This window comes from Undibacterium sp. Rencai35W (assembly GCF_049340185.1).
In the GTDB taxonomy this organism is placed as follows: Bacteria; Pseudomonadota; Gammaproteobacteria; order Burkholderiales; family Burkholderiaceae_D; genus Undibacterium.
This window is the reverse complement of the sequence record NZ_JBMPPC010000005.1, coordinates 146,071-159,771: the sequence shown is the minus strand read 5'-3', so window position 1 is coordinate 159,771 and position 13,701 is coordinate 146,071. Positions and strand designations below refer to the sequence as shown.

Annotated in this window: 14 protein-coding genes; 4 read left to right on the top strand and 10 right to left on the bottom strand. The window is 49.5% G+C overall.

The window, feature by feature from the left end:
- Positions 1 to 15 precede the first annotated feature (15 nt).
- From ACO0K3_RS12620 to ACO0K3_RS12600, 5 genes are all read right to left on the bottom strand, one after another.
- Positions 16 to 2,352: a methyl-accepting chemotaxis protein gene (locus tag ACO0K3_RS12620; RefSeq protein WP_422985077.1), complete on the bottom strand. Its 2,337-nt coding sequence runs from the start codon at positions 2,350 to 2,352 to the stop codon at positions 16 to 18.
- Positions 2,353 to 2,411: 59 nt separating this feature from the next.
- Positions 2,412 to 3,002 carry a chemotaxis protein CheW gene (locus ACO0K3_RS12615; protein ID WP_422960318.1) on the bottom strand — a complete coding sequence of 197 codons (591 nt, stop codon included), beginning with the start codon at positions 3,000 to 3,002 and terminating at the stop codon, positions 2,412 to 2,414.
- A 32-nt stretch (positions 3,003 to 3,034) separates the two neighbouring features.
- The gene (locus tag ACO0K3_RS12610; protein WP_262837714.1) at positions 3,035 to 3,400 is read right to left on the bottom strand and encodes a response regulator transcription factor; all 366 of its coding nucleotides are present in this window, start codon (positions 3,398 to 3,400) and stop codon (positions 3,035 to 3,037) included.
- A 29-nt stretch (positions 3,401 to 3,429) separates the two neighbouring features.
- Positions 3,430 to 3,831, bottom strand: coding sequence for a response regulator (locus ACO0K3_RS12605; RefSeq protein WP_422985075.1), 402 nt, complete (start codon positions 3,829 to 3,831; stop codon positions 3,430 to 3,432).
- Positions 3,832 to 3,977: 146 nt separating this feature from the next.
- Positions 3,978 to 4,130 carry a rubredoxin gene (locus ACO0K3_RS12600; RefSeq protein ID WP_262837817.1) on the bottom strand — a complete coding sequence of 51 codons (153 nt, stop codon included), beginning with the start codon at positions 4,128 to 4,130 and terminating at the stop codon, positions 3,978 to 3,980.
- A gap of 205 nt (positions 4,131 to 4,335) precedes the next feature.
- Here ACO0K3_RS12600 and thiD point away from each other — a divergent pair, with 205 nt between their 5' ends.
- The 4 genes from thiD to ACO0K3_RS12580 all read left to right on the top strand — a co-directional run bounded on the left by thiD (position 4,336) and on the right by ACO0K3_RS12580 (position 9,324).
- A complete protein-coding gene (gene thiD, locus ACO0K3_RS12595) occupies positions 4,336 to 5,166 on the top strand; it encodes a bifunctional hydroxymethylpyrimidine kinase/phosphomethylpyrimidine kinase (RefSeq protein ID WP_422985073.1) in 831 nt (276 codons plus the stop codon).
- Between the two features lie 131 nt (positions 5,167 to 5,297).
- Positions 5,298 to 6,581: a glutamate-1-semialdehyde 2,1-aminomutase gene (gene hemL / locus ACO0K3_RS12590; RefSeq protein ID WP_422985071.1), complete on the top strand. Its 1,284-nt coding sequence runs from the start codon at positions 5,298 to 5,300 to the stop codon at positions 6,579 to 6,581.
- A 121-nt stretch (positions 6,582 to 6,702) separates the two neighbouring features.
- Positions 6,703 to 7,404, top strand: a complete 702-nt coding sequence (locus ACO0K3_RS12585) for a transglutaminase-like cysteine peptidase (RefSeq protein WP_422985069.1) — start codon at positions 6,703 to 6,705, stop codon at positions 7,402 to 7,404.
- 12 nt (positions 7,405 to 7,416) lie between these two features.
- Entirely contained in the window at positions 7,417 to 9,324 is a 1,908-nt protein-coding gene (locus tag ACO0K3_RS12580; RefSeq protein WP_422985067.1) for a bifunctional diguanylate cyclase/phosphodiesterase, read from the top strand.
- A gap of 432 nt (positions 9,325 to 9,756) precedes the next feature.
- Here ACO0K3_RS12580 and corA read toward each other — a convergent pair whose 3' ends face one another.
- From corA to ACO0K3_RS12555, 5 genes are all read right to left on the bottom strand, one after another.
- Positions 9,757 to 10,722 (bottom strand): magnesium/cobalt transporter CorA, encoded by a 966-nt coding sequence (gene corA, locus ACO0K3_RS12575; RefSeq protein ID WP_422960313.1) that lies wholly within the window; start codon positions 10,720 to 10,722, stop codon positions 9,757 to 9,759.
- Positions 10,723 to 10,805: 83 nt separating this feature from the next.
- Positions 10,806 to 11,234 carry a hypothetical protein gene (locus tag ACO0K3_RS12570; protein ID WP_422985065.1) on the bottom strand — a complete coding sequence of 143 codons (429 nt, stop codon included), beginning with the start codon at positions 11,232 to 11,234 and terminating at the stop codon, positions 10,806 to 10,808.
- Positions 11,231 to 11,917, bottom strand: a complete 687-nt coding sequence (gene mtgA / locus ACO0K3_RS12565; protein WP_422985063.1) for a monofunctional biosynthetic peptidoglycan transglycosylase — start codon at positions 11,915 to 11,917, stop codon at positions 11,231 to 11,233. The genes ACO0K3_RS12570 and mtgA overlap by 4 nt, the downstream gene beginning before the upstream one ends.
- On the bottom strand, positions 11,914 to 12,792 hold the full coding sequence (gene aroE / locus ACO0K3_RS12560) for a shikimate dehydrogenase (RefSeq protein ID WP_422985061.1): 879 nt from the start codon (positions 12,790 to 12,792) through the stop codon (positions 11,914 to 11,916). Before aroE ends, mtgA begins: the two co-directional genes overlap by 4 nt.
- A complete protein-coding gene (locus ACO0K3_RS12555; protein ID WP_422960309.1) occupies positions 12,789 to 13,685 on the bottom strand; it encodes a TonB family protein in 897 nt (298 codons plus the stop codon). Before ACO0K3_RS12555 ends, aroE begins: the two co-directional genes overlap by 4 nt.
- Positions 13,686 to 13,701 lie beyond the last annotated feature (16 nt).

The window sequence follows — 13,701 nt, the reverse complement described above, 5'->3', positions numbered from 1 at the left end:
GCCAGTAGCTGAAAATTAAGCAGCAACCCGGAAACGAGATACGGAGTTTCTAAGTTCTTCAGCCAACATCGACAATTCACTAATGGAATGCGCAGTTTGTTGTGTACCGGTCTGAGTTTGCTCAGTAATCGTCAAAATATGTTGAATATTCTGAGCAACGCCGTTAGCAGAAGTTGCCTGCTGCTCGGTAGCGAGAGAGATGCCTTGAATCAGTTCCGCGAGACGGTTCGAAACGCTACGGATTTCAGACAACGCGGTACCAGCAGCATCAGAAAGTTTTGCTCCCTCAACCACACCCTGCGTGGATTTTTCCATCGCGGCAACCGCATCGTGCGTATCTGTTTGAATCGTACGAACCAGCGCACCAATCTGCTTGGTCGCTTCAGCTGAACGTTCCGCAAGGCGCTGAACCTCTTCCGCAACCACGGAGAAGCCTCGACCTGCTTCACCCGCTGACGCTGCCTGAATCGCCGCATTCAACGCCAAGACGTTGGTCTGTTCGGTAATGTCAGAAATCAGTTCAGTGATCTCGCCAATCTCTTGAGAGGACTCACCGAGACGCTTAATACGCTTAGATGTTTCCTGGATTTGTTCGCGAATCTCGTTCATACCTTTGATCGCGTTTTCCACCGCGTGGGAACCTTGTTCTGCCGCAGCAACCGACTGACGCGCAACCTCGGCCGATTCGTTCGCAGAGCGGGAAACGTCGGTAATATCCTGTGCCATGGTCACAACAATCTGACCCGCGTCAGAGATTTCACGAGACTGCTGTTGTGATGCTTCCAGCAAATCATTAGAAATACTTTGCGCCTGATTGGATGCAGAAGTAACCTGCGCCGCCGTTGACGTAACACGACCTACCAGCCCGCGCAACTCTTCCACCGTGTAATTAACCGAGTCGGCAATCGCACCAGTAATGTCTTCGGACACCGTTGCCTGAATCGTCAAGTCACCATCCGCCACTTCCTGCAATTCATTCATCAGACGCAAAATCGCAGCCTGATTCTGATCGTTCGCAGCTTTCGCTTCTTCTTCCTGCTTCTGCGCTTGCAACATCTGCGCATCGGCCTCTACACGACGTTCATTCGCCTCTTTAGCGCGGTTACGGCTATCCTGCAACAGAACCAGAGCGATACCTGCAGCTGAAACCAGCGCCAATACAGCGCTTAACAACATCAGCCAGAATGAAATACTGATCGTATCTTGCTGAGCAGTGTACGTTTTTTGAAGCTTGGTAATTTTTTGCTTCAAATCTTCGTTTTCGTTAAACACCAATTGTTCGGATTGTTTCGCTGCAATAAAGTTTTGCAGATTACCGAGAATGCTGGAAACGGAAGTCTGGTATTCAGCAAACGCTTTTTGCAATTCGAGTAATTTTTCACGTGTTGCAGCATCTTTCGTCGGCGTCAGACGCAATACATCGCTACCATTGAGGAAGCCGTCAACTAGATCACGGAACGTGTTTGTATCTTTACCCAACAAGAATGCCGTTTCAGGATTAACACCTTCAGATGTCAGGAATTCATTCGCGCTACGAGCCAGACGCTGAGTCAACATCACCAGCTGACCTGATGCTGAAATTTCACGGGAATTACCACCGCCCTGCACTTTTAAGGTCGAAATTTGTTCAGTCAGTTCCAACAGACCGCCGGACATACCATTCAGTTTTTGCAGCGTCTGACCGAAACCCGTCAACTCTTTACGCAATTTCAAAATTGTGTCGGACGCTTTGTCAGAGTTATTCCAGGCCTTCTTAGTGTCAGCCAGGATAGGCTCAACAGAAGAATCTGGCTTTTTCAATTCACGGCCTTGATAAGATAAACCATTCAACAGAACGTTTAGATCGCTGTTGATCTCGCGACGGCTTTCATCGAGCTGTTTAAACGCTGCCGGATTACCCTGAATCGCATTCGGTGCCGCTTTACCAATACGCTGGGAGTGCATCAGCACCTCACCGGCAATCTGCGCCTGCGTAGAAATCAAAGTTGACTGGGCAGAGTTCAGATAAACGAACAGAGCAACCGCCAGCAATGAACCCACCATCAGGATCAGCAATAAGCGGATCTGTCTTTGCAACGGCAAATGACCAATCAGCGGGAGGCGAATATCTCCGCCTTTTTCCAGCGCATCACCAATGAAGGTCGCATCAGCACGCGGTACATGTGTGCGCTCTGCGACGACTTCTACTAGCTCAGGCTTTGCTTCACCATGAGCGTCTTCCGGGAGCATCTTCACGTTACTAGCCTCTTCAATCGAATCGGCAGCATTATTGAACTCCCGGGCGCTTGATTCTGCTAAGTCAAGCTCTTGGTCTTGTTTTTTCTTGGACAAGGACGGTAGTTTAAATGCCATTACTAGGTCTCCTAAACGATTGAGAAGCTGTCAGCCAATGTAATAATTCAACTGACGAATTACAAACCAATATGTAAAAAATCCTGATCTTGCACCAACGTAGCCAAACTCAGCTGCGTCCAGATGTTTGCATCACGATCACGATATTTCTTAACGATCCAAGGTTTCTGGTCGGGTTGGTTTTCCCCTTCCGGATTCACTTGCTCTTCCATTTCTGCTACGTTCCTCAAACCCAACACCTGAGTAACGAGCAAGCCACTGTTAAATGCCAAGCTAGGGGCAAATGCAACGACACGGCAGCTATGATCCAGATTAGTCACATCGCGCCCCTCAAAACGAGCAAGGTCGACAACGCTGGTCAAACTTCCCCGTATGTTTGACAAGCCAACATACCAGTCTTTGGTCAGAGGGACTCTAGTCATAGAACCGGCAGAGACGATCTCACCGGACTCCTGCAAATCAAGCAAATACCTTACCTGTCCAATCATCACGCCTAGTTGACTTGCGCTAACGCGCGCGCCACTTTGGGCTGCCTGCATACGCTCAACCAGCTGCGCCTGAAATTCCCGCAAACGGGTACGGCGCAGACCAGCATCTGGTCTGGTTCTGTCTAGGCTTGTCGCTGGTTTATCGCGAGAAGTTTGGTCCATAATGGTCCGGAAAGGTTATCGAACGAAAACAATCAGCCGAGTGCGGCTATCTTTGCTAATAATTCCTGCGGGTCAATTGGCTTGACGAGGTAGTCACGCGCACCTTGACGCAATCCCCAGATACGGTCAGTCTCCTGGTTCTTGCTGGTACAGATAATCACAGGAACATCCTGTGTTTCAGGATCACGGGCAATCGCACGTGTGATCTGAAATCCATTCTGACCAGGCATGACCACATCCATCAAAATCAATTGTGGCTTATCGGCCTTGATTTTTGTCAGTGCCTCTTCGCCATTTTCAGCAGTTGATACTGAAAAACCATTTTTAACGAGGATATCCGTTAAAAAATAACGCTCGGTCGGAGAGTCATCCACTACCAAAATTTTCTGTATAGCCATTTTTTACCTCAACATTTAATACGGTTAAATCATTTGAATGGCGTGCCGGATGTGTAATTACGCACCGTTTTGAGCAAACTGTCTTTTGTAAAAGGCTTAGTCAGATATTCATCTGATCCTACCATCGCACCGCGCGCACGATCAAATAAGCCGTCTTTGGAAGACAACATGATCACTGGCGTATCACGAAATTTGGCACTTTTTTTGATTAATGCGCAAGTCTGATACCCATCCAGCCTTGGCATCAAGATATCGCAAAAAATCAAATCAGGATGAGAGTCGTTAATTTTAGCTAAAGCATCAAAGCCATCTTCTGCCAAAACCACCTTGTAACCCACCTGCCCCAAAAAAATCTCTGCTGACCGACGGATCGTGCTGCTGTCGTCGATCACCATAATTTTCAAGCTTTCATTGCCTGTCAACGTTGACATAAGATTATCTCTAAGATACTGGGGTTAAAATCATCTGACACTGTAACAAAAAATGACAAACTTGCGATGATTTTTTCCCAGAATAAACATTCGAGTACAACACGCAACACCAAACCACTTTAAAAATTATTTTTTAAACAATCAAATCAGAATGCGACCATCTCGAAATCTTCTTTGCGGGCGCCACATTCTGGACAAGTCCAGTTCATCGGCACATCTTCCCAGCGAGTTCCTGGCGCAATACCCTCATCTGGCAAACCTTGCTGCTCATCATAGACCCAACCACAAATCAGGCACATCCATGACTTCAATTCTGTAGTTGCTGATTCTTTATCACTCACGACCAAAACCCTTCAATCAAGTAAAATACCGAGATTGTCGCAAAACATTTCCGCTAGTCTTAAGCATGCACTTTTTAGCACTGATATTGGTGCCTGAATTGAAAACACCGCCGGAATATTGAGCAATAACCTCTACAAAGTCGACTATATTAATCTACCAAACGTGCAAAACCAAATTTCTCCACTTATTTTGACCTTTGGGGCCTCCGATCCGGTTGCCGCAATCGGCGTGCAGGCAGATCTGGCCTCTTTTGCCGCAATGGGTTGTCACGGCCTGCCGGTCATTACTGCCATCCTTGTCGGTGACACCTCACAAATCGATGACATCTATCCGATGGAAACCGATCTGGTCACAGATCAAGCCCGTACCGTCCTCGAAGATATGCCTGTCGTCGCGTTCAAGGTCGGACAAATAGCGAGCGTAGAAACAGTCACCGCAATTGCCGAAATCGTCTCCGATTATCCGGATATGCCGCTGATACTGGATCCATTTAATTCCGGCATGCCGGAAGTACCGGAAGCAGAGGATCTGTTGCTGGCCATCCGCGAGCTCCTCATTCCGCAAGCCAGCTTATTGCTGATCTCCGCCGTTGAATTATCCAGACTGGCAGAGACCTGGCGAGAAACCGGTGCCCAGAGTCTTGCCAGCGCTGAAGAAGAAATGCTGGCAGATGTGGCTACCCTGATTGAATCTGGTTGTGAATACGTTCTGGTTACAGGCACGCCAACCAGCACCGTAGAAGTAGCTAATATTTTATTCGACGAATCTGGCGTGGTGCGCAACGATCACTGGCAAAGAGTCAGCGGCTCACATGCCGGTGGCGGCACCACCTTATCCGCCAGTATTGCTGCCCTGCTGGCCAACGGTCTAGAAATTCCGGAAGCGGTACTTGAAGCACAAGAATTCACCGTCGCGGCAATTGGTCACGCACAACGTCTGGGTATGGGCAAGCTTATCCCTGATCGTTATTTCTGGGCGAAAGAACCAGAATAATATTGAGTCTGACTTTATTGAGCCTGATTTGACTGATTCTCGTTTTTAACGCATCGCAAGACATAACCGTCTCCGTGGATGCACATTCTTTTTTGATCTTTTCATCATTACCTACCTGACACTGCATCACCATGATAAATAAAAACGACAGCCTGTTTTCCCGGGCACAAAAAACGACACCAGGCGGCGTTAATTCACCCGTGCGCGCATTCCGCTCTGTAGGCGGAACACCTCGCTTTATCACCCGTGCTGAAGGCCCTTATTTCTGGGACGCAGAAGACAAGCGCTATATCGACTATATTGGCTCATGGGGACCAGCAATTGTCGGACACGCTCACCCTGTCGTCGTCAAAGCAGTTCAAGAAGCCGCTACGCGCGGCCTGAGTTTTGGTGCACCAACTGAAGGTGAAATTCTGATGGCAGAAGAAATCTGCCGTCTGGTTCCGTCCATTGAACAAGTTCGTCTGGTCTCCAGCGGCACGGAAGCAACAATGAGCGCATTGCGACTGGCGCGCGGGGCAACCAAACGTGACAAGATTATCAAATTCGAAGGCTGCTATCACGGTCATGCAGACTCCCTTCTGGTTAAGGCCGGCAGTGGTTTACTCACATTTGGCAATCCGACCTCGGCAGGCGTTCCGGAAGATTTCACTAAACACACATTGGTGCTGGACTATAACAACCCGCAACAACTGGAAGATGCGTTCAAAGCCTATGGCAAAGACATTGCCTGCGTGATTGTCGAGCCCGTTGCCGGCAACATGAATCTGATCAAAGCGACGCCAGAATTTCTTCAGACAATGCGTCGTTTGTGTACGGACTACGGTAGTGTCTTGATTTTTGATGAAGTCATGTGCGGCTTCCGAGTCGGCCTTGGCGGCGCGCAAGCCTTGTACGGAATTCAGGCCGATATCACTGCGCTGGGCAAAGTGATCGGGGGCGGCTTGCCCGTAGCAGCGTTCGGCGGACGCGCAGAACTGATGCAGCACATGGCGCCTTTAGGTGGTGTCTATCAGGCAGGCACTTTGTCCGGCAACCCGGTTGCTGTAGCGGCAGGCATGTCGACACTGAAGCTCGTACAAGAGCCTGGCTTCTACGAAAATTTATCGGCGCAAACCACGAAATTGGTTGAAGGCTTGAGCGCTGTCGCCAGAGAGGCCAACATCTCGTTTTGCGCCGATTCTCAAGGCGGCATGTTTGGTCTGTATTTTGCCAACTCCATCCCGGACAGTTATGCAAGCGTGATGGCAAGCGACAAGGAAAAATTTAATCGTTTCTTCCATCTCATGCTCGATGCCGGCGTCTATCTGGCTCCTTCTGCATTTGAAGCGGGATTTGTCTCCGCCCAGCATGATGATGCCGTCATTGCCGCAACGATAGACGCTGCCCGACACGCCTTTGCTCAATTGAATTAATGCTACAGTAGCCCACGCTGCATCAGCTCAGCCTGTCTGCCGTCGTCGAGACAAAGTACAGAGTAGCCTGGTGCAGTCCTCATTTTTTTGTCTCTTGATGTGATACCCACGGACACTTAATTTGTCATCGCGCTCTCGTCAATTGCCTGTGTTGAGTAAGCTAAGTAAGCTGGCATTCTGTGTGTCAGCTTCATGCATGCTGCTGACGGTCAGTGCCTTTGACTTTCCGCGCTTACAAGCCAGTATCCGGGCGCTGGGCGGTACTCAGCAAGCACTGAATGAGTGGCAAAAATTAGTGCAGGCGAATGCCACCACATCAATCACCATCAAGCTTCAAACCGTCAACGATTTTTTTAATCAAAAAATAAGCTACGCAGAAGATCAGGAAGTCTGGGGCGTTCCTGATTATTGGGCAACGCCGATGGAAACGCTGGCCAAGGGTAAAGGCGATTGTGAAGATTTCGTCATTGCGAAATACTTTACTTTACGCAGCATGAATGTTCCGGATAATCAATTACGCCTCATCTATGTCAAAGCGCGGATTGACAATACCGACGGTACTGGCGGCAGTACCCAGCAAGCGCATATGATACTGGCGTACTACCCATCGCCCTCTACGGACGGTGAGCCTCTGGTACTGGATAATTTAAATACCGAGATTCATCCGGCATCACAACGTAAAGACTTAACACCGATATTCAGCTTCAATAGTCAGGGAATTTTCTCCGGTGCTGCGGCCAATGCCGTAGCGGGTGCCGGCGGTACCAGCCGTCTATCGAGGTGGCAGGACTTGTTAGAACGTGCACGACGCGAAGGTTTTTAAAGGAAACGCATTATGTCTATGTATCGCCAACTCTGGCTTGCCATTATTCTCAGCACGCTGCTCGCATCGATAGGCAGTTTGCTAGCGTCGACACTCAGTTCGCGAGCATATCTGAATGAACAGCTCAGGATGAAAAACGCCGATAATGCCAGCGTTCTTGCCCTGTCGATCAGTCAGAAAAGTGCCGATCCTGTAGATCTCGAATTAATGGTGGCGGCACTCTTTGATCGCGGGCATTACGAGAGTATCAGCATCATTAACCCTGATGGTAAAAAAATGGTCGAGCGCGTGACTGCGGCTGAAAAAACCCAAATACCGCAGTGGTTTATTCGCCTGTTCCCGATCCGCTCTATCCCGGGCCAAGCGCAAATCAGCGATGGTTGGAAACAAGTCGGTACGATTTCTCTGGTATCGCAAAGTGGTTTTGCGTATCAGGCATTATGGGACTCCACCTGCAATATGCTGGGAGCGATTGGTCTGGCTGGATTAATTTCCGGCTATCTGGGCACACGGGTATTACGCCGTCTGAAGCAACCATTAGATTCCGTCATTGCACAAGCAAACGCCTTGTCAGAGCGACGCTTTGTGACGACCCCCGAGTCACAGGTACCCGAGTTAAAACAACTATCGGTTGCGATGAATGCGTCCGTCAATTTATTAAAATCCATGTTCGCTGAAGAGGCCACCAGACTCGACCACTTGCGCCGCGAAGCGAATACCGATGCGATCACCGGTCTGGCAAACCGCACGCATTTCATGGCGCAGCTACAAGTCATGACCGAGGAAGAAAATGCCGCAACCGGCACGCTGGTGATGCTCCATCTGACACATTTCGCTCAACTGAATCAGCAATGGGGGCGTGAAAAAACGGATGCACTGCTCAAAGATATCGGCCAGGCCTTGCAGCAACATATTCTGGCATTAGAAGAAGGCTTCGCTGCTAGGTTGAACGGATCGGACTTTGCTGTTTTGTGTCGTCATGCCGACGCAGAACCCGTAGCAAAAACGCTGCTCGACCTGGTGAAATACACACTAGAGCAAGCGGGCGATCATCCATGCAAAGCCTGTATCGGCTATGGTGAATTTAACTATGGCATGACTGCAGGCGACCTGCTCTCTCAAGTCGATACGGCGATTGCCAGCGCTGAAATGAGTAGCCAAAGCGATGCCCGTCGCGCAGTGCCACTCGGCATTGCACAGGCCCCAAAAAGCAAAGACGAGTGGACTAATCTGATACAGCAGGCTTTGCAGCAAAATCGCATCAAACTCGCGGTGTTTCCTGTCACTGATTTCACTCACCGCTTGCTGCATCAAGAGACCGCGTTGCGTCTGATGTTTGACGGTAGCTGGTTTGCGGCTGGCCGCTTTATCCCGATCGCAGAACGACTAGGTTTATCCGCACAACTCGATCTCAGTGCGGTTTCGCTGGGCCTCGTTACCTTGGGTCAGCAACCTGAATTACCGGGGCTGGCGATTAATCTATCGGCCTTTTCTATACGTGATGCGAGATTCAGGGAAGAGCTGCGCAGGTTGATGGAAACCTATACCGATCTCTGTCATCGCCTATGGCTGGAGATACCTGAGAACGGCGTGTTCGCCCAACTCGACGCCTTCAAAATTTTTGAGCAAATGGTGCGGCCATTTGGTTGCAAGATCGGTTTCAAACACGCAGGACATCAGCTCAGCAAGATGAATTTAATCCATGACATCAAACTGGATTATCTCAAGATTGATGGCAGTTTTATACGCAGTATCGATAGCAACGAGAGCAACCAAGTGTTCATCAAAGGCATGACGAATATCATGAGCCGCATAGGCACACAGGTCATTGCAGAAGCGGTCGTATCTGAAGAAGAGTTCAATGCCCTCGCCACGCTCGGGCTGACCGGAGCAACCGGGTCAGGCGTGAAGCTACTCTAGTTTTGTGTGTTTAATTTCCGTCCGGAGCAAAGCAATAACTCGATGTTGCGACGGTACTAGGGTAAATGAATTCATCCGCCATGAAATTCCGAAAATCCATGCGGGAAGTTCTAAAAACCCTCAAATTAAAAATCCTATCGATAGGACCGACGCCAAAACCAAGACCTCTCACCACAGACACACAGAGACACGGAGACACAGAGGAAAGGCCGGAGTAGCAGAGGGGCAGGAGTAAGGGCTTCTATGAAATATCGATTAAAGGATTGTTAGCATTGTCTAGTCTCGAATCCGTACGTTGGGTGCGGCTTTCAGAGGCATTTCAGGCCAGAAGGCGCACCAGCATTGCGGATTCAGTTTTCAGAAATGATTTTTTGCGTACGAGCTGTATTAGCAATGACGCACTCTAATCATTGGTGGCATGAAAAAAATGATCTATTTCAACCAGCCACGGCGACGGAAATACAGAAACGGGGCGATAGCAGAAGCTAGCATCAATACCAGTGCAAACGGATATCCCCAATCCCATTGCAACTCCGGCAAAATTTTAAAGTTCATACCGTAAATACTGGCGATCAGCGTCGGCGGTAAAAATGCGACCGAGGCCACAGAAAAAATCTTGATAATTTTATTCTGATTGATATTAATAAAACCGACGGTCGCATCCATCAGGAAGTTAATCTTATCGAACAAAAAGGAGGTGTGACCATCAAGTGATTCAATGTCGCGCAAGATCTGCCGCGCCTCTTCAAACTGGTCGGCGTTCAGCAGACGCCCCCGCATCAAAAAACTCACAGCCCGGCGCGTATCCATCATATTGCGGCGAATCCGGCCGTTAAGATCTTCCTCTTGCGCAATCGCATTCAAGGCGGCCGCCGCATCCTGATCAGAGAAATTCTTTTGCAATACTGCCCGGCTTACCTCTTCGAGATTCTGGTAAATTCCCTCCAGCGCATCAGCAGAATACTCGGCATCCGTTGCGTACAAATCCAGTAAGACATCTTTGTAATCGTTGATCGAACCAGGCCGGGAACGGGCGCGCATACGCACTAGTCGGAATACCGGCAAATCGAGAGTATGAACAGAGAACAGGATATCGCGGGCAAGAATGAAAGCGACTGTGACGGTACGGGCTGGCTCGTCGTCATCATCAATCAGAAAATCTGTGCGCAAATGCAGGTCGCCATTATCCGCTTCGTAGTAACGGGCTGAGGCTTCAATATCTTTGACCTCGTCCTCGCCGGGCAAGGTCACGCCATAAATACTCTTGACCCATTCGCGCTCTTCTTCATTCGGATCGGTCAGATCGACCCAGATCGGCAACGTATTCTCCAGATCTTCGCGGTTCTCTACATTGATCTGGCTGAGGCGGCCATTGTGTAAAACGAAAACATTAATCATGGATGGATTCCGGCGAAAACGGATGGCTGGATTGTAAACCTGTTCATCTTACAATTTCAAACAAGATGACAAGGGCATCGACATCAGCGAGCTTGCTTATTAATCAGTTGTTCACGTAAATCAGCAACACCACTGGCCTGATTTTCACCGCTGGACACGGGCGCTTTAGGCGGTTCAAAGCCCTTGTTATCGATCAGCTTGACTGTGCGTGTCGTTGTATTTGTATCGAGACAGTCAGTATTGGAGAACACGACTTTTCCCTTGATCGTACAACGGCGCACTTCTGAATCTGCGGTGATCGTCTGCCCTATAGGATTATGTAAATTAGCCGCGTCCTTGATACCGGCGGAGATCGCATCACCGGATTTTGTCCAGCGCAGGAGCGCGTCGTGAAAAGGCAATTCGCCATAACGCATAAAATAAAAGAAGGCGAGTGCTAACGACGTCACGACCATCATCACAATCGACGTCATCAGCAAACTAATTGCACCGGATTGCTTCTGCAAGCTCATGGCAACTCCGCAGAATTCATACGTTTCAAAATCATTTCACTGCGTCTTTGTAAATACGCCGATCCGGTATTTTTATCGAAATAGCGCGGCTTAGGCAGCATCACGGCAAGCCGTGCCGCTTGTGCAGGTCCCAGCGCAGCGGCACTGATGCCGTAGTAGTGCTGAGATGCAGCCTCGGCACCAAACACACCGACACCCCATTCAACAACGTTCAGATAAATTTCCAAAATCCGTTCTTTATCCATGCACAGCTCCAGCATGTACGTCACGATCAATTCCTGCCCTTTGCGCAGATAACTACGTTGTCCAGACAAAAACAAATTCTTCGCCAACTGCTGTGTAATCGTCGAACCACCGGACACTACTTTGCCCTTCTTTTGATTTTTTTCGTAGGCTTTTTGCATGGCTTCCCAATCGACACCGTCATGATCGACAAAACTATCGTCTTCGGAAGCAATCACAGCGCGCTTCAGGTTGTTCGAAATTTTGTTATACGGTACCCATTTATGCTGGAGCCTGGCGTCTGGATTTTTTTCTTGCAGTACGCTTAATTGCTGACGCATGAAGCTGGTAGACGAGGGATTGAATTGTACCCACCAGCAAATTTGCAGCAAAAAATACGCCTGCAGCATAATGAATAAAAGTATCGGCAACAGAATCAGCCACAAGAAAAAACGCTTCATGACGACCTCGCCGCAGCCATCAACGCGCTGCGCAACTCTGCCAGCACGGACGCCGTCTCAGGCAATACACCACGCCATAGCGCAAAGGCGACTGCCGCCTGTTCAACTAGCATTCCAAGGCCGTCACGGATCTGTGCCTCATGGCTAGCGGCAAAGCGCAAGAACGCTGTCGGCGCTGCTCCGTACATCATGTCGTAAGCCAGCGTATTTGCAGTAAAAATGCCTGAAGAAACCGGCGGCACATCGTCGTGCAAACTTGCGGAGGTAGCGTTGATGACGATATCAAATTCACCGTTTACATCACTGAACGCGCTGCTGGTGACAATAGAGGCGATTCCTGCAAGCGGTTCATATTGATGCGCCAGCAAGACCAACTCTTCAGCTCGCGCAACGGTACGATTGGCAATCACCAGCTGTGCAGGTTGCTGTTCCAGTAGAGGCAGGAGCGCACCACGCGCGGCGCCGCCAGCGCCGAGCAGTAATACGCGCTTTCCCTGAAGCGTCACACGCGCATTACGTACGATATCGGCAACCAATCCCTGACCATCCGTGTTGTCGCCAAGAATGACAGCACCCTCAAACTTCAGCGTATTGACCGCACCGGCAGCTTGCGCACGCGGTGTCAATTGTGTGGCAAGCGCAAAAGCCTCAAGCTTAAAAGGGACAGTGACGTTCGCCCCTTTACCGCCAGAGTCACGAAAGGACAAGACCGTCTGTGCAAACCCATCCAAAGGAGCCAGCAATCGTTGATAATCGATTAGCTGCGCCGTCAATAAGGAAAAGTGCGCATGTATCGCCGGCGACTTGCTATGCGCGATCGGATTGCCGATGACAACGTAACGGTCAGCTGTTGCGGTTCCATTCAGGGTACTCAATTGGGGCCTCCGCGCAACTCGGTTTCAAGTTGTTGATCACGGGTGAATTTGAAGCGGGTAATGACGACCCAGAGATCATCTTTATCATTCGAGCGCATATTCGCCGGGAACTTGCCAAACGGCGCCGCCCGCCGCACGATGCGCAAAGCAGCCGCATCCAGTGCGCGGTTACCCGATGATTTTTCTACCTTTGGTCCGCCATCTTTTTCGTAGATGGTGCCGTCCTGAAAAATCGGAATATAGATAATCAATTCACCGTACAGCTTCTTGCCGTCTTTTTGAGGAAAATTCAGCGTACCGATGTCCTCAACTTTTTTCTGCAGGGCCTTGTAATACATGGCATAGCCAACTGCTTGCGTACTCGGTGTAATAAAGGTTTTACGCGGACGTTTGTTCTGATCTTCTATGGTCTGTGAAATCTCCGCAGCCATTCTGGCCAGCGCCTGATTGCTGTCCACATTATCCCGGCCATCGCTACTTTGTTTGCTGTCTTCTGATTTATTGCTGTCACTGGTTTTAGTAGATCTGAACGGTGTTTTCAAATCGACCTGGTCCATCAATTTTTTTTGTCGTTCTTCCAACTCTTCGACTTTGCGCTTCGCCGTCATAATGCTGTCGCCGTTTTCGGTCTTGCGCATATCCGGTAGCGGTGACTTGGCGCGCCCCGCATCGCTCGCACCACCGCCATCGAGATCGGCCTGAGCTAATGCTTCTGCTTTTAAAGGTTTTTTATCATGCTTAGCATTGACTAAAATAACTTCCAGACCGGGATCCGCAGCAACAGCCTCAGCAGGTCGGGGAGAAACAAAGTGTAATAACAAAATCGTCCCGTGCAAGACCAGGGAGATCAAGATGGCAGTGGACAGAATCAGATTATCAAAAATGGATTTCACAAATAGTTTCGTCGTT